Annotated in this window: 17 protein-coding genes, 1 pseudogene and 1 riboswitch; of the genes and pseudogenes, 15 read left to right on the top strand and 3 right to left on the bottom strand. The window is 70.7% G+C overall.

The features are described 5' to 3' along the window. Nucleotides 1-95: 95 nt before the first annotated feature. The gene (locus NNZ72_RS21825; protein WP_257317792.1) at nt 96-239 is read right to left on the bottom strand and encodes a hypothetical protein; all 144 of its coding nucleotides are present in this window, start codon (nt 237-239) and stop codon (nt 96-98) included. Nucleotides 240-486: 247 nt separating this feature from the next. On the opposite strand from NNZ72_RS21825, the gene NNZ72_RS21820 reads away from it, so the two are divergent. The 9 genes and pseudogenes from NNZ72_RS21820 (at nt 487) to cobO (ending at nt 11,841) form a co-directional block, all read left to right on the top strand. Continuing rightward, the gene (locus NNZ72_RS21820; RefSeq protein WP_257317791.1) at nt 487-1,950 is read left to right on the top strand and encodes a cobyric acid synthase; all 1,464 of its coding nucleotides are present in this window, start codon (nt 487-489) and stop codon (nt 1,948-1,950) included. Between the two features lie 145 nt (nt 1,951-2,095). Continuing rightward, nucleotides 2,096-3,952 (top strand): peptidoglycan-binding domain-containing protein, encoded by a 1,857-nt coding sequence (locus NNZ72_RS21815; RefSeq protein WP_257317790.1) that lies wholly within the window; start codon nt 2,096-2,098, stop codon nt 3,950-3,952. A 70-nt stretch (nt 3,953-4,022) separates the two neighbouring features. Then, nucleotides 4,023-4,386: riboswitch (cobalamin riboswitch) on the top strand. A 45-nt stretch (nt 4,387-4,431) separates the two neighbouring features. Continuing rightward, on the top strand, nt 4,432-4,608 hold the full coding sequence (locus tag NNZ72_RS21810) for a CbtB domain-containing protein (protein ID WP_257317789.1): 177 nt from the start codon (nt 4,432-4,434) through the stop codon (nt 4,606-4,608). A 12-nt stretch (nt 4,609-4,620) separates the two neighbouring features. Then, the gene (locus tag NNZ72_RS21805) at nt 4,621-5,397 is read left to right on the top strand and encodes a CbtA family protein (protein WP_257317788.1); all 777 of its coding nucleotides are present in this window, start codon (nt 4,621-4,623) and stop codon (nt 5,395-5,397) included. Next, entirely contained in the window at nt 5,397-5,921 is a 525-nt protein-coding gene (gene cobU, locus NNZ72_RS21800) for a bifunctional adenosylcobinamide kinase/adenosylcobinamide-phosphate guanylyltransferase (protein ID WP_257317785.1), read from the top strand. Before NNZ72_RS21805 ends, cobU begins: the two co-directional genes overlap by 1 nt. Nucleotides 5,922-5,925: 4 nt before the next feature. After that, nucleotides 5,926-6,975: a cobalamin biosynthesis protein CobW gene (cobW, locus tag NNZ72_RS21795; RefSeq protein ID WP_257317784.1), complete on the top strand. Its 1,050-nt coding sequence runs from the start codon at nt 5,926-5,928 to the stop codon at nt 6,973-6,975. Between the two features lie 24 nt (nt 6,976-6,999). Next, a pseudogene (locus NNZ72_RS25615) lies at nt 7,000-7,130 on the top strand (endonuclease domain-containing protein); the annotation flags it as partial. Continuing rightward, entirely contained in the window at nt 7,124-11,191 is a 4,068-nt protein-coding gene (gene cobN, locus NNZ72_RS21790; protein WP_257317783.1) for a cobaltochelatase subunit CobN, read from the top strand. The pseudogene NNZ72_RS25615 and the gene cobN, both read left to right, overlap by 7 nt. Then, the gene (gene cobO / locus NNZ72_RS21785; RefSeq protein ID WP_257317782.1) at nt 11,188-11,841 is read left to right on the top strand and encodes a cob(I)yrinic acid a,c-diamide adenosyltransferase; all 654 of its coding nucleotides are present in this window, start codon (nt 11,188-11,190) and stop codon (nt 11,839-11,841) included. The genes cobN and cobO overlap by 4 nt, the downstream gene beginning before the upstream one ends. Nucleotides 11,842-11,983: 142 nt before the next feature. Here cobO and NNZ72_RS21780 read toward each other — a convergent pair whose 3' ends face one another. Further along, a complete protein-coding gene (locus NNZ72_RS21780) occupies nt 11,984-12,769 on the bottom strand; it encodes a TSUP family transporter (RefSeq protein ID WP_257317781.1) in 786 nt (261 codons plus the stop codon). 384 nt (nt 12,770-13,153) lie between these two features. Here NNZ72_RS21780 and NNZ72_RS21775 point away from each other — a divergent pair, with 384 nt between their 5' ends. The 6 genes from NNZ72_RS21775 to NNZ72_RS21750 all read left to right on the top strand — a co-directional run bounded on the left by NNZ72_RS21775 (nt 13,154) and on the right by NNZ72_RS21750 (nt 18,304). Next, nucleotides 13,154-13,627 carry a cobalamin biosynthesis protein gene (locus NNZ72_RS21775; protein WP_257317779.1) on the top strand — a complete coding sequence of 158 codons (474 nt, stop codon included), beginning with the start codon at nt 13,154-13,156 and terminating at the stop codon, nt 13,625-13,627. Beyond that, the gene (gene cobA / locus NNZ72_RS21770; protein ID WP_257317778.1) at nt 13,627-14,469 is read left to right on the top strand and encodes a uroporphyrinogen-III C-methyltransferase; all 843 of its coding nucleotides are present in this window, start codon (nt 13,627-13,629) and stop codon (nt 14,467-14,469) included. The genes NNZ72_RS21775 and cobA overlap by 1 nt, the downstream gene beginning before the upstream one ends. Beyond that, entirely contained in the window at nt 14,466-15,773 is a 1,308-nt protein-coding gene (locus NNZ72_RS21765) for a cobyrinic acid a,c-diamide synthase CobB (RefSeq protein ID WP_257317777.1), read from the top strand. The genes cobA and NNZ72_RS21765 overlap by 4 nt, the downstream gene beginning before the upstream one ends. After that, the gene (gene cobD / locus NNZ72_RS21760) at nt 15,770-16,777 is read left to right on the top strand and encodes a threonine-phosphate decarboxylase CobD (RefSeq protein ID WP_257317776.1); all 1,008 of its coding nucleotides are present in this window, start codon (nt 15,770-15,772) and stop codon (nt 16,775-16,777) included. Before NNZ72_RS21765 ends, cobD begins: the two co-directional genes overlap by 4 nt. Continuing rightward, the gene (cbiB, locus tag NNZ72_RS21755; RefSeq protein ID WP_257317774.1) at nt 16,774-17,736 is read left to right on the top strand and encodes an adenosylcobinamide-phosphate synthase CbiB; all 963 of its coding nucleotides are present in this window, start codon (nt 16,774-16,776) and stop codon (nt 17,734-17,736) included. Before cobD ends, cbiB begins: the two co-directional genes overlap by 4 nt. Before the next feature lie 139 nt (nt 17,737-17,875). Further along, on the top strand, nt 17,876-18,304 hold the full coding sequence (locus NNZ72_RS21750) for a L,D-transpeptidase (protein WP_257317772.1): 429 nt from the start codon (nt 17,876-17,878) through the stop codon (nt 18,302-18,304). Nucleotides 18,305-18,341: 37 nt separating this feature from the next. Here NNZ72_RS21750 and NNZ72_RS21745 read toward each other — a convergent pair whose 3' ends face one another. Beyond that, nucleotides 18,342-19,067, bottom strand: a complete 726-nt coding sequence (locus NNZ72_RS21745; protein WP_257317770.1) for a Crp/Fnr family transcriptional regulator — start codon at nt 19,065-19,067, stop codon at nt 18,342-18,344. Between the last annotated feature and the right edge of the window lie 110 nt (nt 19,068-19,177).

Raw genomic sequence — 19,177 nt, 5'->3', positions numbered from 1 at the left:
CGCCACCGTCGGGATGCACGGCTTTCGCCGCTTTCGGGCAAAGAAAAACGCCGCCTCCGTCTCCGGAAGCGGCGTGGAGGCAGGCCCGGGAACGGTCAGCCGATGTTGCGCGTGCGGATGACGTGGAGCGGGCCGAGGGGGGCGTCCATGGCGAGGTTGCGCACGCGCGATTCCGTCCGCGGCGCCTCGCCGTTCCAGGCGATCTGCACGAAATTCATTTTGCTGAAGATGAACAGCATTGTCCTTGTCCTTGAAAGTCCGGAGCCACTTGCTCCGGCTGTCCGATGGCGTGGATATACGCCCGGCCGCGGCCGCGTCCATGACCGTTCTCGCCACGCGATGTCGCAAAAAGGATATCGGTGCGACATGGGTCGGATTGCCGCGGGGCGGGCGCCGCGAAGATGGCGGAACGGTGTCGGGGATTGCGGCGAAATTGCGGTGGACCAGGGCTTTCCGCGCCGGGCCGGGAATGCTAGGAGCGAAGGCATGACACGAACGATCATGCTGCAGGGCACCGGCTCCGATGTCGGAAAAACGGTATTGGTGGCGGGGCTGTGCCGCATCGCCGCCAACCGCGGCCTGAAGGTCATGCCCTTCAAGCCGCAGAACATGTCGAACAACGCCGCCGTCTCCGCCGACGGCGGCGAGATCGGCCGGGCGCAATGGCTGCAGTCGCTCGCCGCGCGCGTGCCGTCCTCGGTGCACATGAACCCGGTGCTGCTCAAGCCGCAGTCGGAGACGGGCAGCCAGGTCGTCGTGCAGGGCCGGGTGTTCGGCCAGGCGCGCGGGCGCGACTACCAGGCGCTGAAGCCGAAGCTGATGGACGCGGTGATGGAAAGCTTTTCCGCGGTCTCGGCCGGCGCGGACCTCGTCGTCGTCGAGGGCGCCGGCTCGCCCGCCGAGATCAACCTGCGCGCCGGCGACATCGCCAACATGGGGTTCGCCACGCGTGCCGGCGTGCCGGTCGTGCTCGTCGGCGACATCGACCGCGGCGGCGTCATCGCCTCGCTGGTCGGCACCCATGCGATCCTGCCCGAGGAGGACCGGCGCATGGTCACGGGCTATCTCATCAACAAGTTCCGCGGCGACGTGACGCTTTTCGACAGCGGCATTGCGGCGATCGGCCGTTTCACCGGCTGGCCGTGCCTCGGCGTCGTGCCCTGGCTGAGAGAGGCCGCGCGCCTGCCGGCGGAGGATTCCGTCGTGCTCGAACGGCTGGCCGCGGGCAGGGGCGGCGCGCTCAAGGTGGCGGTGCCGGTGCTGCCGCGCATCGCCAATTTCGACGATCTCGATCCGCTGAAGGCCGAGCCCGAGGTCGACCTCGTCTTCGTGCGGCCGGGCGAGCGGCTGCCGGCCGATGCCGGCCTCGTCGTGCTGCCCGGCTCGAAGTCGACGATCGCCGACCTCGCCGACCTGCGCGCGGCCGGCTGGGACGAGGACCTCGACCTGCATCTGCGCCGCGGCGGGCGCGTCATCGGCATCTGCGGCGGCTACCAGATGCTCGGCACCCGCGTCGCCGACCCGCTCGGCATCGAGGGCGGCGCACGGACGGTGGAGGGGCTCGGCCTGCTCGACGTCGAGACCGAGATGGCGCCGGAGAAGACGGTGCGCAACAGCACCGCGCGCTCGCTGCAATACGACGTGCCGCTGGAGGGTTACGAGATCCATCTCGGCCGCACCACCGGGCCGGACGCGGGGCGCCCCGCCGTCTCGATCGACGGGCGGCCGGACGGCGCCGTCTCGCCGGACGGGCGCGTCGTCGGCACCTACCTGCACGGGCTGCTCGCCAGCGACGCCTACCGGGCGCGGCTGCTGGCCGATCTCGGCATTTCCGGCGGCGGCTTCGACTACCGCGCCGGCGTCGATGCGGCGCTGGACGGGGTCGCGGCGGAGCTCGAGGCGGTGCTCGACCCGGCCTGGCTCGGCCGCCTGCTGGGCCGTCCTGATTAAATCGCCGGCCTGAAACGTTGAGCGGACGGGTCCTCGTGGCTTCGGCAGCACCAAAGTTGCGCCAGAATCCGGTGCGAGGAGTGACGAAAGTGTGCCGGGCGTTCCGGCGGCAGCGCGCGAGGCGCGCGCGATCCGAAAGGGTGACATGATGGGTTCTGGTCGTTTTTCGCGAAGCGCTCTGGCGCTGGCCGGTGTGGTCGGCCTTTCGGTCGCCGGCCTGCCGGCGATCGCGCTTGCGCAGGCCGCCGGCAAGGAGACGAGCGCCGGCAAGCGCTGGGAGGAGGAGTTCTCCCTCTGGCAGAAGGTCTCGTCCGGCAGCGACGTCGCCGCCTACGAGGGCTACCTGAGGCAATATCCGGGCGGCACCTTCGCCTCGATGGCGCGGCTGCGCATCGCCGAGCTGCAGGCCGCCGCGAAGAGCAGGGCCGAGGCGGAGGCGCGCGAAGCCGCCGCCGGGGCCGCGCAGACGGATGCGGCTGCCGGCGAGGTCGCCGAGGAGACGTCCGCCGGAAAGGCGGAGGCGGAAAGGCAGGCCGCCGCCGACAAGGCGCAGGCGGACGAGATCGCGCGGCTGAAGGCGGAGGCGGACGAGAAGGAGGCGACCGCCCGCAGGCTCGCCGCGGAAAAGGATGCGACCGACAAGGCGCGCGCCGACGAGATCGCGCGGCTGAAGGCCGAGGCCGAGGAGAAGGCTGCGGCGGCGCGCAAGCTCGCCGAGGAAAAGGATGCCGCCGAGAAGGCGCGGGCGGAGGAGGTCGCGCGACTGAAGGCGGAAGCGGAAGAGAAGGCTGCGGCGGCCCTCAGGCTCGCCGAGGAGAAGGACGCCGCCGAGAAGGCGCGCGCGGAGGAAATTGCGCGGCTGAAGGCCGAGGCCGCGGAAAAGGAAGCGGCCGCCCGCAAGCTCGCCGAGGAAAAGGCGGCGGAGGCCGAGCGCCTGAGGGCGGAGGCCGAGGCCGCGCTCGAAAAGGCGAAGACCGAGGAGGCCGCCCGCCTCAAGGCCGAGGCCGACCGCCAGAAGGCGGAGGAAGCGGCCGCCGCCGAGCGCGCGCGGGCCGAGGAGGAGGCGGCCGCCCGCAGGAAGGCCGAGCAGGCCGCGGCGGAGGAGAGGGCGCGGATCGAGGAGGAAGCCGCCGCCGCCCGCAAGCTCGCCGAGGAGACGGCCGCCGAGGTCGAGCGGCTGAAGGCGGAAGCCGCGAAGGCGGCCGCCGAAGCCGAGGCGAAGGCCGCCGAGGCCGCGCGCCTCGCCGAGGAGGCTGCCCGCCGCGCGGCGCAGGCGGCGTCCGCCGGCGAGGGACAGGCCGCGGCCGCGCAGGACGATGCCGAGGCCGCACAGGACGATGCTGCGGCCGGACGCGACGTCGCGGCCACGGACGACGAGGAGGAGGCCGCCGGGGAAACCGCCGAGTCCCGGGACGGCGCCGCCGAGAGCGCGGAGCGGGATGCGAGGGCGGCGGAAGCGGATGCCGCCCGCCGCGAGGAGGAGACCTGGCAGAAGGCCGTGCTCGACGGTTCGGCATCGTCGTTCCAGGCCTATCTCGATGAATTCCCGACCGGCCGTTTCGTCGCGGACGCGCGCGAGCGCCTCGCAGCGCTCGCCGGGCAGGCGAAGGAGACCGCGACGGCGAAGGCCGTGCCCGAGCGCAAGCCGGCCACCGCCCGCGAAACCGTGGTCGACAGCCGCGAATCCTACCTGCAGCCGGCGAATCGCGCGCAGGCGCAGCGCTGGCTGAGCGCGCTCGGCTTCGACACCCGCGGCGCCGACGGCGTCTTCGGCCCCCGCACCCGCACGGCGATCGCCGCCTGGCAGCGCACCGCCGGCTTCCGCGCCGACGGCTACCTCACGCGCCAGCAGTACCGCGCGCTGCGCGAGGCGGCCCGCTATGTCGAGGCCCGGCAGAGCCGGCGCCAGCGCGCCTATCGCGAGGATTACGGCGGCGGCTACTACTACGAGGACGACGGCTACTACGGCGGCGGCAGCGTGGTGATCATCCCCGGCTACTGAGGCGCCGGCCGGCGGTTTCAGCACAGCCGGTGCCGCTCCCGTCGATTGACTTCGGCCATGGGCGGGCCTATTCATCGTTCCATTGGATGGTTCCCGGGTCCGGAGACGGATCGGGGAGTAAATGGGAACGTGACGCGGTGGACCCATGCCGGGCATCGCAATCACGGCCGACCCCGCGACTGTAGAGTGGCGAGGGACATTCATCCGGGGGGAACGGCGGTTCGCGGCGGAGGCAAGGGGGCCTCGGCAGGCGAAGCGCGGACCCGCCGGAAAAGCCACTGGGTGGCATCGCGATGAGCCGGGCCGGACGCCTCTTTCTCTACGAATCGTCCACCCTTCGCGATCGACGCACCCGGGAAGGCGAGAATGACCCGAAAGCGCCTGAGGCGCCCGACGCTGCGAGCCAGGAGACCTGCCGTCCGATGAAGGGCATGTCGCCCGCCCGGGGAGGGTTCCCCGCTGCCAGCACGGAGGTTGTCATGGCTGTTTCCAACACGTCGTCCATTTCGCTGTCCGCCAGCGATCGTCTGATCGCCGGCGCGATCGCGCTTCTCATAGGCGCTTTCCTCGTCTTCGGCGCGGGCCTGGCCAATTCGGCCACGCTGCACGATACGGCGCACGACACGCGCCACTCCTACGGCTTTCCCTGCCACTAAGGAGCAATCGAGATGATCGTCAGGTATCTCCTGGCCGCGCTGGTGGCCGGGCTGTTTTCGGGTGTGCTGATGACGGCCGCGCAGGAAGCGCGCGTCGTCCCCCTCATCCTCCACGCTGAAGAGTTCGAGGGCGGCGACGAGGAAGCGCCGGCCGCGGACGGCGCCGAACAGGGCGCGAGCCACGAGCATTCCTCGCTCTCGGCCGTCGACGCGCTCGCCGAGTTCGCCTCCTTCCTTTCGCCCGTCGGCGTCGCCCATGCGCATGACGGCGAGGGGGAAGAGGGCGGCATCATGTTCGGCATGAGCCGCTTCTCCGGCACGCTTCTCGCCAACCTCGTCACCGGCGCCGGCTTCGGCCTTCTGCTCGCCGGCGTGAGCCTCGTCACCGGCAATCCGATCACGGTCGCCAACGGCGCGCTGTGGGGGGCCGCCGGCTGGCTCGCCGTGCACATGCTGCCGGCGATCGGCCTGCCGCCGGAGCTTCCGGGCTTCCCGGCCGCCGAGCTCGGCGACCGTCAGGTCTGGTGGGTGCTGACCGTGCTGCTTTCGGCGGCGGGGCTGTACCTCATCTTCCTGAAGCCGGGCATCGTCGCCAAGCTCGTCGGCATCGTGCTGATCGCCGCGCCGCAGGTCTACGGCGCGCCGCAGCCGACCGACATCTCGAGCAACGTGCCGGCCGTGCTCGGCGCCGAGTTCGCCGTGGCGGCGCTCGCGACCACGCTGTTCTTCTGGATCGTGCTCGGCCTGTCGCTGGGCTTCGCCAACGAGAAGATCGCGAAGGCCGCGTGATGGACAAGGCGTCGCCCGGGACCGTCCTGGTTCTGGGCGGCGCGCGTTCCGGAAAATCCGCTTTCGCCGAGGGGCTGGTCGCCGCGACCGGCCTTTCGCGCCATTATATCGCTACCGGCCGCGCCTGGGATGACGAGATGCGCAACCGCATCGACAGGCACCGGCTGGACCGGGGGACGGGCTGGGAGACGCACGAGGAGCCGCTGGACCTCGCCGGGCGCATCGCCGCCGTCAGCCGCCCCGACCGGGCCGTGCTGGTCGACTGCCTGACGCTCTGGGTCACCAACCTGATGCTGGAGGAGCGCGACATGGCCGCGGCCTTCGCCGGGCTCGGTGAGACGCTTTCCACGGCTGCCGGCCCCGTCGTCCTCGTCTCGAACGAGGTCGGGCTCGGCATCGTGCCGGAAAACCGCATGGCGCGCGATTTCCGCGACCATGCCGGGCGGCTGCACCAGAGGCTCGCCGCCACCGTATCCGAAGTCTATTTCGTCGCGGCCGGACTGCCGCTGAAAATGAAGGGTTGAACCCATGCTGCAACAGAAGATCCCCGCCACCGTCATCACCGGCTTCCTCGGCGCCGGCAAGACGACGCTGATCCGCAACCTGCTCCAGAACGCCGGGGGAAAACGCATCGCCCTCATCATCAACGAGTTCGGCGATCTCGGCGTCGACGGCGACGTGCTCAAGGGCTGCGGGGCGGAAGCCTGCAGCGAGGACGACATCATCGAGCTCACCAACGGCTGCATCTGCTGCACCGTCGCCGACGACTTCATCCCGACCATGTCGAAGCTGCTCGAGCGCGAGAACCGGCCGGACCACATCGTTATCGAGACCTCGGGGCTCGCGCTGCCGCAGCCGCTGGTCGCCGCCTTCAACTGGCCGGAGATCAAGACGCAGGTGACGGTCGACGGCGTGGTGACGGTGGTCGACAGCGCCGCCGTGGCCGCCGGCCGCTTCGCCGACGACCACGACAGGGTCGATGCGCTGCGCGTCACCGACGAGAACCTCGACCACGAAAGCCCGCTGGAGGAACTGTTCGAGGACCAGCTGACGGCCGCCGACCTGATCGTCCTCAACAAGACCGACCTGATCGACGCCGACGGGCTCAGGACCGTGCGCGAGGAGGTGGCGTCCCGCACCGCCCGCAAGCCGTCGATGATCGAGGCGAGGAACGGCGACGTCTCCGCCGCCGTGCTGCTCGGCCTCGGCGTCGGCACCGAGGACGACATCGCCAACCGCAAGTCGCACCATGAGCTGGAGCACGAGAACGGCGAGGAGCACGACCACGACGAGTTCGACAGCTTCGTCGTCGAGCTCGGCCCGGTCGCCGATCCGGCCGCCTTCGCCGAGCGGCTGAAGGGCGTCATCGCGGCGCACGACATCCTGCGCCTGAAAGGTTTCGCCGACGTGCCCGGCAAGCCGCTGCGCCTCCTGATCCAGGCCGTCGGCAGCCGCGTCGACCAGTATTTCGAGCGCGCCTGGTCGCCGGGCGAGGTGCGCGGCACCCGCCTCGTCGTCATCGGCCTGCACGACATGGACGAGGCGGCCGTGCGCGCGGCGATCGCCGCGGCGGCGTGATCGCTGTCATGGTAAGCGGAGACCCCCTCATCCGGCCCTTCGGGCCACCTTCTCCCCGCTGGGGAGAAGGGGAGGAGTGCGGCGTCTCGTTTTTCCCCTTCTCCCCTCGTGGAGAAGGTGCCCGAAGGGCGGATGAGGGGGGAGTGCCGTGCACCTCCTCCTAGCGCAAAAAGGCACCATCGCCGACGGCAGCGAGGCGATCGACCTCGGCCAGACGCCGGGCGACGTGCTGTTCCTCTCGGCCGCCGACACGGAGCTTGCGGCCATCGCCGCCGCGCACCGCGCGCGGGGGGGCGGCACCCGGCTGAGGCTCGCGAGCCTCGCCGCGCTCGCCCATCCGATGTCGGTCGACACCTATGTCGAGCGCACGGCGCGGCACGCGAAGCTGATCGTCATCCGCGCGCTCGGCGGCGCCAGCTATTTCCGCTACGTGCTGGAGGCGCTGCTCGCCGCCGCCGTCGCAAACGGCATCACGCTCGTGGCACTGCCCGGCGACGACCGGCCGGACGAGGGCTTGCTGGCCTTCAACCGCGTCGGCGACGAGGACCGCGAACGGCTCTGGGCCTATCTCACCGAGGGCGGCGCGGAGAATGCGGAGCGCTTCCTCGCCTATGCCGACGCGATGGTCTTCGGCGGCAGGAAGCCGGAGCCGGCGGCGGCGCTCGCCAAGGCCGGGCTGTGGTGGCCGGGGCTGGGCGTCGTGGACATGGGGGAATGGGCTTCGCCACCCCCCTCTGGCCTGCCGGCCATCTCCCCCTCAAGGGGGGAGATCGATGGGGCTTCGGCTTCCTCCCCATCGACCGATCTTGAAACGGGAAAACGGTCCCTCTTTCCGATCTCCCCCCTTGAGGGGGAGATGGCCGGCAGGCCAGAGGGGGGGGGCGCCGCGCCTCCCGTCGCCGCCATCTGCTTCTACCGCGCCTATGTCCAGAGCGGCGAGACGCGCCCCGTCGAGATGCTGATCGAGGCGCTGGCGGCGGAAGGCGTGCGCGCGCTGCCGGTCTTCGTCTCCTCCCTCAAGGACCCGGCCTCGATGGCGCTGGTGCGAGAAACCTTCGCCGCCGTCCGGCCCGAGGTGGTGCTGAACGCGACGAGCTTCGCCGTCTCCGCCCCCGGCGCCGACCGCAGGCCGACGGTGCTCGACGAGACCGGCGCGCCGGTGCTGCAGGTGATCTTCTCCGGTTCCTCCCGCGCGGCGTGGGAGGCGTCCGGCCAGGGACTGACCGCCCGCGACCTCGGCATGAACGTCTCCCTGCCGGAGGTCGACGGGCGGGTGCTGTCGCGCGCCGTCTCCTTCAAGGCGGCCGCGCGCTACGACGAGCGGGTCGAGGCGAACATCGTCGGGCTCGACCCGGTCGAGGACCGCATCCGCTTCGTCGCCCGCCTTGCCGCCGGCTGGGCGCGGCTCGCGCGAGAAAAGCCCGCCGGGCGCCGCATCGCTCTGGTCATGGCCAACTATCCGAACCGCGACGGCCGGCTCGGCAACGGCGTCGGCCTCGACACGCCGGCCGGCACGCTGGAGGTGCTGCGCGCCATGGCGGCGGCGGGCTATCCGGTCGAAAACCTTCCCGCCGACGGCGACGCGCTGATCGCCCACCTGATGGCCGGGCCGACCAATGCGGCGCGCGACGGGCGCGAGATCCGCGAGACGCTTTCGCTGAATCATTACAAGGCCTTCTTCGAGGCGCTTCCCGCTTCGATTCAGGATGAGGTGACGGCGCGCTGGGGGCGGCCGGAGGACGATCCCTTCGTGCTCGGCGACGTCTTCGCCCTGCCGCTCGCCCGCTTCGGCGAGACTCTGGTGGGCATCCAGCCGGCGCGCGGCTACAACATCGATCCGAAGGACAGCTACCATTCGCCGGACCTCGTGCCGCCGCACGGTTATTTCGCCTTCTACGCCTATCTGCGCCGGCATTTTTGCGCGCATGCCATCGTCCACATGGGCAAGCACGGCAATCTCGAATGGCTGCCGGGCAAGGCGCTGGCACTATCGGAGGCATGCTACCCGGAGACGGTGCTCGGCCCCGTGCCGCACCTCTATCCCTTCATCGTCAACGATCCGGGCGAGGGCACGCAGGCCAAGCGCCGCTCCGCCGCCGTCATCGTCGACCACCTGACGCCGCCTTTGACCCGCGCCGAGACCTACGGCCCGCTCAAGGACCTGGAGGCGCTGGTCGACGAGTATTACGAGGCCTCCGGCGGCGATCCGCGCCGCATCCGGCTGCTGTCGAAGCAAATCCTCGACCTCGTGCGCGCGATCGGCCTCGACCGCGACGCCGGCATCGCCGCCGGCGACGGCGAGGAGACGGCGCTGCAGAAGCTCGACGCCTATCTCTGCGACCTCAAGGAGATGCAGATCCGCGACGGCCTGCACGTCTTCGGCGTCTCGCCGGAGGGACGGCTCCTGACCGACCTGACGGTCGCGCTCGCCCGCGTGCCGCGCGGGCTCGGCGAGGGCGGCGAGGCGAGCCTGCAGCGGGCGATCGCGGCGGATGCATTCAGGGCTCCACTCCCCTCTGGCCTGCCGGCCATCTCCCCCTCAAGGGGGGAGATCGAGTCGGAGAACCGTCTTCCCGCTTCCACGTCGGTCGATGGGAAGGAAGCCGCCGCCCCATCGATCTCCCCCCTTGAGGGGGAGATGGCCGGCAGGCCAGAGGGGGGTAGCGACAGCAAGCCCTTCGACCCCCTCGACTGCATCGCCTCCGACCCCTGGTCCGGCCCGCGCCCGCAGATCCTCGCCGAACAATCCGAGGCCCCCTGGCGCAGCAACGGCGACACCGTCGAGCGCATCGAGCTGCTCGCGGCGAGGCTGGTGGAGGGCGCGATCCCGTGCCCGGACGGCTGGCACGCCACCCGCGCCGTGCTCGACACGATCGACGCGACCATCCGCCCGGCGCTGAAAGCCTGCGGCCCGGCGGAGATCGCGGCCCTGATGCGCGGCCTCGACGGCCGCTTTGTCGAGCCCGGTCCCTCCGGCGCGCCGACGCGCGGGCGGCCGGACGTGCTGCCGACGGGGCGCAACTTCTATTCCGTCGACAGCCGCGCCGTGCCGACGCCGGCCGCCTGGGAGCTCGGCCGCAAGTCGGCGGAGCTCCTCGTCACCCGCTACGCGCAGGACCACGGCGAATGGCCGACCTCCTTCGGCATCACGGCCTGGGGCACCTCCAACATGCGCACCGGCGGCGACGACATCGCCCAGGCGATGGCGCTGATCGGCGTCAAGCCCGTCTGGGACATGGCCTCGCGGCGCGTCACCGGCTTCGAGATCGTGCCGCCCGCGCTCCTGCGCCGGCCGCGCGTCGACGTGACGCTGCGCATCTCCGGCTTCTTCCGCGACGCCTTCCCCGAGCAGATCGCGCTGTTCGACCGGGCCGTGCGCGCCGTCGGCGCTCTTTCGGAGGACGATGCCGACAATCCCATCGCCGCGCGCATGCGGGCGGAGGCCGCGGCGCTTGCGGCAAGGGGCGCCTCGGATGCGGAGGCGGCGCGGGCCGCGGGCTTCCGCATCTTCGGCGCGCAGTCCGGCGGCTACGGCGCGGGCCTGCAGACGATGATGGACGAGGGGCTGTGGGAAAAGCGCGGCGACCTCGCCGAGGCCTGGCTCGCCTGGGGCGCGCATGCCTATGACGGGACGGGCGACGGCGTGCCGATGCGCGAGCGGCTGGAGGCACGCATGAGGAGCCTTCAGGCCGTGGTGCAGAACCAGGACAGCCGCGAGCACGACCTGCTCGACAGCGACGAATACTACCAGTTCGAGGGCGGCATGGCGGCGGCGGCGGAGCATCTCTCGGGCCGGCAGCCCGTCGTCTACCACAACGACCTGTCGCGGCCGGAAAAGCCCGTGGTGCGCACGCTGGAGGACGAGATCGGCCGCGTCGTGCGCGCCCGCGTCGTCAATCCGAAATGGATCGAAGGCGTGATGCGGCACGGCTACAAGGGCGCCTTCGAGATCGCCGCGACGGTCGACTTCATGTTCGCCTTCGCCGCGACGACCGGGGCGGTGAAGGACCATCATTTCGAGGCGGCCTACCAGGCCTATCTGCTCGACGAGCGGGTGCGCGACTTCCTGGCCGAGAAGAATCCGGCCGCGCTCGCCGAGATGGCGGCGCGCTTCGCCGAGGCGATCGCGCGCGGGCTGTGGACGCCGCGGTCCAATTCGGCCCGCTTCGAGCTGGAAGGCCTCGCGGGCGGCACAGCAAGAAGGAGAGCGATATGACAGACGATCACACAGACGATCACGGTGAGACCGCCGGCATGAGCGAGGCCGAACTCGCCCGCCACGCCGAGAAGATGGCGAAGAAGAAGCAGGCGCGCGAGAAGATCATGGCCACCAAGACGGACGAGAAGGGCCTGATCATCGTCCATACCGGCAAGGGCAAGGGCAAGTCGACCGCCGGCTTCGGCATGATCTTCCGCCACATCGCCCACGGGAAGCCGTCCGCCGTCGTGCAGTTCATCAAGGGGGCGATGGTGACGGGCGAGCGCGAGCTGATCGAGGCGCATTTCTCCGATCTCTGCCAGTTCCATACGCTCGGCGAGGGTTTTACCTGGGAGACGCAGGACCGCGCCCGCGACGTGGCGATGGCGGAAAAAGCCTGGGAGAAGGCCAAGGAGCTGATCCGCGACGAGCGCAATTCGATGGTGCTGCTCGACGAGATCAACATCGCGCTGCGCTACGACTATCTCGACGTCAACGAGGTGGTCTCGTTCCTCAGGAACGAGAAGCCCTACATGACCCATGTCGTGCTGACGGGCCGCAACGCCAAGGAAGAGCTGATCGAGATCGCCGACCTGGTGACGGAGATGGAACTGGTGAAGCACCCCTTCCGCTCGGGCATCAAGGCGCAGCAGGGCGTGGAGTACTGAGAGCCGCCGCAGCCCCTCATCCGGCTGCCGCCACCTTCTCCCCGCGGGCGGGGAGAAGGGGAAAACGGCGAGGCCTTCCTTCCTCGCCCCGCTTGCGGGGAGAGGATGCCGGCAGGCAGGTGAGGGAGCAGGCCCTGCGGCCTCACCACCCCAGCCAGACCCTCAGCGGATGCGCCGGGTCGGCCATCAGGCGGACGGCAAGCGCGATGGAGGTGACGACGAGGAGCGGCTTGATGACCTTCGCGCCGTTCCGCATCGCCACGCGCGAGCCCGCCTGCGCGCCGAGGAACTGGCCGGCGCCCATGACGAGGCCGACCTTCCACAGCACGACGCCGTAGGCGATGAAGACGGCGAAGGCGCCGATATTGGAGCCGAAGTTGAGGAGCTTCGTGTGCGCCGTCGCCTTCAGCACGCCGAAGCCGGCGAGCGACACGAAGGCCAGCATGAAGAACGAGCCGGTGCCCGGCCCGAACACGCCGTCGTAGAAGCCGATCGCCGGCACGACGGTGACGGTGAACAGGAAGACACTCATGCGGCGGTGGCGGTCGATGTCGCCAATGTTCGGCTTCAGCCCGAAATAGATGGCGATGGCGACGAGCAGGAAGGGCAGCGCGATCCTCAGCACGTCGCCCGGCACCACGGTGGCAAGAACCGCACCGAGCACCCCGCCGGCTGCCGAGAGGGCCGCCATCGGCAGCTGCTCGGCAAGCCGCACCTGGCCCGCGCGCGCATAAGCGAGCGTCGCCGAGCCCGAGCCGAACAGCGCCTGCAGCTTGTTGGTGCCGAGCGTCTCCAGCGGCGGGATGCCGGCGAGCAGCATGGCCGGAATGGTGATCATGCCCCCGCCGCCGGCGATGGAATCGATGAAGCCGGCGAGGAAACCGGCGAGGAACAGGAGAAGAAGGACGTGGAGGGCGAGATCGGCCAAGGGGAGGGTCCGTTCGGGCGGCGGGACCGGACCATTTCCGCTTCACGGAACTGTTCCGGATTCCTGTTTTCGTCGCATTGTCCGGTGCCGGCGCGACGTCGCTCCGGCCGGAAATGCTCCGCCTTCCTTAATCCTCCGGGCGGGCTTTGCAAGGAAGATCGTCCGCCGTGCCGCAAACCGGCCCCGCCGATGCCGCAATCCGGTTTGACCGCCCCCGGCCGCTCCGCTACACAGGAGGGGCGACGGTGCCCGCGGGTTGCGGGCCGAGCGGTGTCCGGTGCGGCCGACCCCCGGAGGGGCCACAGCCGGAACCGTCGGTTGACGGCGAAAGCCGGGTTCCTTCGCGCGCCATTCAGCGAGGGACCGACGATGCCGGACGCGGCCATGCCAGGACAGGAGGGACGGGGAACGCTCGTCCTCGGGCTCGGCTGCGAGCGCGGCACGCCGGCGGCCGAACTCCTCGCCCTCGCCGAGACCGTGCTCGGCCTCTCGGGGCGGAGCGCCGCCGAGGTCTCGGCCGTCGCGTCGCTGGACACGCGGGCCGCGGAGCCGGCCATGCATGCCGTCGCCGGCCGCTTCGGCGTGCCGCTCGCGACCTTCCCGGCCGCGCGGCTGGAGGCGGAGACGCCGCGCCTTGCCAATCCGTCCGCGATCGTCTTCGCCCATACCGGCTGCCACGGCGTCGCCGAGGCCGCGGCGCTGGCGGCGGCGGGCGAGGGGAGCGTGCTCGTCTGCCCCAAGACGAAATCGCCGCGTGCCACGGCGGCGATCGCCGAATCCTTCCAATCGCTTGGCGGCATCCGCTCGCAAGCCGATTCCACTTCTTCACACATCGATTCATCCCGGGGTGCGGTCTGATGGATGCCTTATTCTCCTCCCTTCCGCCCCTCGAAAAGGGTCATGTCTGGCTGGTGGGAGCCGGTCCCGGCGATCCGGGCCTGCTGACGCTGCACGCCGCCAACGCGCTTCGCCAGGCGGACGTCATCGTCCACGATGCGCTGGTGAACGGCGAGTGCCTGTCGCTCGCCAGGCCGGGCGCGGTGCTGGAATTCGCAGGAAAACGCGGCGGCAAGCCGTCGCCGAAGCAGCGCGACATCTCGTTGCGGCTGGTGGAGCTGGCACGGGCGGGCCAGCGCGTCCTGCGGTTGAAGGGCGGCGATCCCTTCGTCTTCGGCCGCGGCGGCGAGGAGGCGCTGACGCTCGTCGAGCACGGCATCCCCTTCCGCATCGTGCCGGGCATCACCGCCGGCATCGGCGGGCTCGCCTATGCCGGCATCCCGGCGACGCACCGCGAGGTCAACCATGCCGTCACCTTCCTGACCGGCCACGATTCCTCGGGCTCGGTGCCGGACCGGATCGACTGGGAGGCGATCGGCCGCGGCTCGCCGGTGATCGTCATGTACATGGCGATGAAGCATATCGGCCGCATCGCCGCCAACCTGATCGCCGCCGGCCGTCGGCCGGACGAGCCGGTCGCCTTCGTCTGCAACGCGGCGACGGCCGAGCAGCGGGTGCTGGAGACGACGCTTTCGCGCGCGGAGGCGGATGCCGCCGCCGCGGGCCTCGAACCGCCGGCCATCGTCGTCGTCGGCGAGGTGGTGCGGCTGCGCCCCTCGCTCGACTGGCTCGGCCGGCTGACGGAGGGCCGCCGGCTCGAGGCCGACCCGCTCGGCGCGCGCGGGCTGAAGGACCCCGCATGAGCGGTCTCCTCATCGCCGCGCCCGCCTCGGGCTCGGGCAAGACGACGGTGACGCTGGGGCTCGCGCGCGCGCTTGCCGATGCCGGCGTGCGGCTCGCCTCCGGCAAGGCGGGGCCGGACTATATCGATCCCGCCTTCCATGCGGCGGCGAGCCGCGGCCCCTGCCTCAACTACGATCCCTGGGCGATGCGCCCGGATTTCCTGCGCGCCAATGCGGCTTCACAGGCCGGAAACGGCGAGCTGCTGCTGATCGAGGCGATGATGGGGCTCTTCGACGGGGCGGCGGACGGCAGCGGCGCGCCCGCCGACCTCGCCGCCACGCTTGGCCTGCCGGTGGTGCTCGTCGTCGATTGCAGCCGCCTGTCGCAGTCGGTGGCGGCGATGGTGAAGGGCTACGTCGATTTCCGCGCCGACGTGCGGGTGGCGGGCGTCGTCCTCAACAAGGTCGGAAGCCGCCGCCACGAGGCAATGCTGCGCGCCGCGCTGGAAGCCGCCGGCATCGCCATCCTCGGCCTCATCTACAGCGATCCCGCGCTGCAATTGCCGGAGCGCCATCTCGGCCTTGTCCAGGCCGGCGAGCACGGGGCGCTCGAACATTTCGTCGCGCGCGCGGCGGAGATCGTCGCGCGATGCTGCGATCTCGACCGGCTCGCCGCCGTCGCGGCCGGGCAGGCGGGCTTTGCGGGGGCGCCGGAGATCGCCCGCCTGCCGCCGCTCGGCCAGCATGTCGCCATCGCCCGCGACACCGCCTTCGCCTTCGTCTACGAGCACCTGCTGACGGGCTGGAAGGCGGCAGGCGCCAGCCTCTCCTTCTTCTCGCCGCTCGCCGACGAGGCGCCCGAGGCGGGAGCCGACGCCGTCTACCTGCCGGGCGGCTATCCGGAGCTGCACGCGGGGACCCTTGCCAATGCCGGCCGTTTCCGCCAAGGCATGGCGGAGGCCGCGCGGCGCGGCGCGCGCATCTACGGCGAATGCGGGGGATACATGACTCTGGGGGAGGCTCTGGTTGCGGCGGACGGGTCCCGCTACGGCATGCTGGGGCTGCTGCCGCTCGTCACCAGCTTCGCCGAGCGGCGCCGCCATCTCGGCTACCGCCGCGTGACGCCGCTTGCGGGCTCGGGCTTCTCGGCGCCGATGACGGCGCACGAGTTCCACTATTCCACCGTCGTCGGGGAGGGCGCGGCCGACCGCCTCTTCGCCGTCACTGACGCCACCGGCCTGGCCCTGCCCGAGGCGGGGCTGAGGCGCGGCACGGTCGCCGGCTCCTACATGCACCTGATCGACCTCGCACCGGAGGCGGCATGAACGCGCCGCCGATCGCCCACGGCGGCGGCATCGCCGCGGCGGCGGCCCGCTACGGCGGCCGGCCGGAGGACTGGCTCGACCTTTCGACCGGCATCAATCCGAATCCCCCGGCGCTTCCGCCGGTCGACGCCGCCGCCTGGCACCGGCTGCCGGACCGGCACCGGCAGGAGGCGGCGCGGCAGGTCGCGGCCCGCTATTACGGCACGGCGAACGTGTCGCCGCTGCCGGTGCCCGGCACGCAGTCGGTCATCCAGCTCCTGCCGCGCCTCGTCGCCGCCGGCCGCCGCGCCGCCGTGCTGTCACCGACCTACGGCGAATATGCCCGCGTGCTCGCCGATGCCGGCATCGCCGTCGACCGCGTTGCGGCGCTCGACGCGGTGGGGCCGGAGCACGGCCTTGTCGTCGTCGTCAACCCGAACAATCCGGACGGGCGGTTTTTCCCGCGCGAGACGCTCCTCGACCTCCATCGCAAGATCGCGGGGCAGAACGGTCTGTTGGTGGTGGACGAGGCCTTCGGCGACATGCGGCCGGACGCCTGCATCGCGCCCCTTGCCGGCGATGCCATGCCGGGCCTTCTCGTCTTCCGTTCCTTCGGAAAATTCTTCGGGTTCGCCGGCCTGCGCCTCGGCTTCGTCGCCGGCGAGGGCGCGGTGCTCGACCGGCTGGAGGACTGGCTCGGCCCCTGGGCCGTCTCCGGCCCGGCGCTTTCCATCGCCGCCCGGCTCATGGAGGGCGACACCGCCGCCATCGCCCGGGCGATCGCGGCGCGCAAGGCGGCGCTCGATGCGGTCCTCGCCGGTGCCGGCCTCCGGGTTGCGGGCGGCACGGACCTGTTCTCGCTGGTCGAGGATCCCCGCGCCGCCGGGATCCATGAGGATCTCTGCCGGAGCCGTATCCTCGTGCGGCCGTTCGACTACGCGCCGCACTGGCTGCGTTTCGGGCTCGCGCCGGACGCTGCGGCGGACGCGCGGCTTGCCGCGGCGCTCGCCGGGATCGGGCGATGACGCTCCTGATCCTCTTCCTGGCGCTGCTGCTCGATCGTCTCGTCGGCGATCCGGATGCGCTGTGGCAGCGGGTGCCGCATCCGGTGGTGCTGTTCGGCCGGGCGATCGGGCTTGCGGACCGGCTGTTCAACGACCGGCGGATGAGCGGCGCCACGCGGCGCTTCAACGGGGCGGCGAGCATCGCCGTGCTCATCGCCGCAAGCGTCTTCCTCGGCGTCGTGCTGCACGCCGTCCTCGCCCGCATGGGGCTTGCCGGCCTGCTTGCCGAGATCGTCGTCGTCGCGGTGTTCCTCGCGCAGAAGAGCCTCGCCGACCATGTCCGCGCCGTCGCCGACGGCCTCCGCGGCGGCGGGCTGGAGGGCGGGCGGCGGGCGGTGGCGATGATCGTCGGCCGCGACCCGGCGACGCTGGACGCGCCGGCGATCTGCCGCGCGGCGATCGAAAGCCTTGCGGAGAACTTCTCCGACGGCGTGGTGGCGCCCGCACTCTATTACGCCGTCTTCGGCCTGCCGGGCCTCTTCGCCTACAAGATGCTGAACACCGCCGATTCGATGATCGGCCACAGGAACGAGAAATATGCCGACTTCGGCCGTGCGGCGGCGCGGGCCGACGACGTGGCCAACTGGCCGGCGGCACGCCTGTCGATCCTGCTCATCGCGCTTGGCGCCTGGCTCGTCCGGGGAAGGGCGGCCGCGCGCGCCGCCCTCGACACGGCGTTGCGCGACGCGGGCCTGCACCGCTCGCCCAATTCCGGCTGGCCGGAGGCGGCGATGGCCGGCGCGCTCGGCGTCGGGCTCGCGGGCCCGCGCATCTACGGCGGCGTGCGCGTCGACGAGCCGCTGATGAACGCGAGCGGCCGCAGCGCGGCGACGGCCGGCGACATCGACAATGCCCTTGCCGTCTTCTCCGCCGCCTGCGCGGTGCTTGCCGGTCTCGTGCTGCTCGCCTGGCTCTTCTGAGCGGATCGTTAAAATTGTCGCTTTAACTGCGTTTTCCTTCTTTCCCCCCGCCAATATTGCGGACGGCTGAAACGTCTATAGTCTGTCTCGCCACGGGACACCGCGTAAAAGCCGTTCGTATTGATGAAGAGGGGAAGTCATGCGTAAGTTCTTCGCGACAGCCGTCGCGTTTCTTCTTGTGCTGTTCCAGAGCGACGCGTCGCTCGCCGCCAACCTGGTCGCGAAGATCAGCCTGTCCAGCCAGACGATGACCGTGAGCCAGAACGGCGTGGTCAAGTATCGCTGGCCCGTCTCGACCGGGCGCAAGGGCTACGGCACGCCGACGGGGAGCTGGTCGGCCAAGTGGCTGTCGCGCAACCACCGCTCGCGCAAGTACAACAATGCGCCCATGCCGTTCGCCGTCTTCTTCAAGGGCGGCTATGCGGTGCATGCGACCTACGAGACGAAGCGCCTCGGCCGGCCCGCCTCGCACGGCTGCGTGCGCCTGCATCCGGACAATGCGGCGGCCTTCTTCCGGATGACCAACCGCGCCGGCCTGTCGAACACCCGCATCGTCATCACGCGCTGACGGGAGCGATTCCGGCGAACGCGGCTGGGGACAAATCTCAGTCGTTGCCCGCGTAGCGCATCAGCCGGTCCATGTCGGGAATCGTCACGTGACGGTTGTTCTCGATATGGATGACGTTCTCCTTGCGCAGCTTGGTGAACTGGCGGCTGACCGTCTCGATGGTCAGCCCGAGGAAGTCGGCGATGTCGGCGCGCGACAGCGGCAGGTCGAAGGACGAGGTGTCGACGCTCTCCGGGTCGATGTGGGTGGCGATGAGATAGAGGAAGCTCGCCACCTTCTCCTGCGCCGACTTGCGGCCGAGCGTCAGCATCCAGTCGCGCGCCTCGTCCAGCTCCTTCAGCGCCTGGCGGTGCAGCTTGTGCTCCAGCTCCGGGGCGTTCTTGACGAGACGGTCGAGGACGCCGCGCGAGAAATTGCAGATCTCGCTGTCGGTCGCCGCTTCCGCGGCAATGGCGCTTTCGGTGAGGAAGGGGCGGCCGATGAAGTCGGGCGCGAACTGCAGCCCGACGATCTGCTGGCGGCCGTCGGCCATCACCTTCGTCAGCTTCACGACGCCGCGGATGATGTTGGAATAGTTCGTGACCGTCTCGCCCTGGCCGATCACCTCCGTGCCGGCCTCGAGCCGCTGGCGGGTCGAGTGCTTGCTGAGCTCCAGCAGCTGGTCGGGGGACAAGGCGGCGCACACGCCCCCGTGGCGCGCCTCGCAGGCCTTGCAGACGACGGGAACGTCGGAACTGTGGATGTCTTGTCGACGGATTTCCATCTCGGCTTCCTTTTCGCCCGGCAAAGCGACGGCGCGGTGCGTTCTTCCTACTGCACGCGGTCTCGATCATAAAGCGCAATGCCTCGCGGCAAAATAGCACCTCCTGACGA

It is taken from the genome of Shinella pollutisoli, from assembly GCF_024609765.1.
GTDB lineage: Bacteria > Pseudomonadota > Alphaproteobacteria > Rhizobiales > Rhizobiaceae > Shinella > Shinella pollutisoli.
Note: the sequence above shows the minus strand (reverse complement) of the source record. Positions and strands in the feature narration are given on the sequence as shown.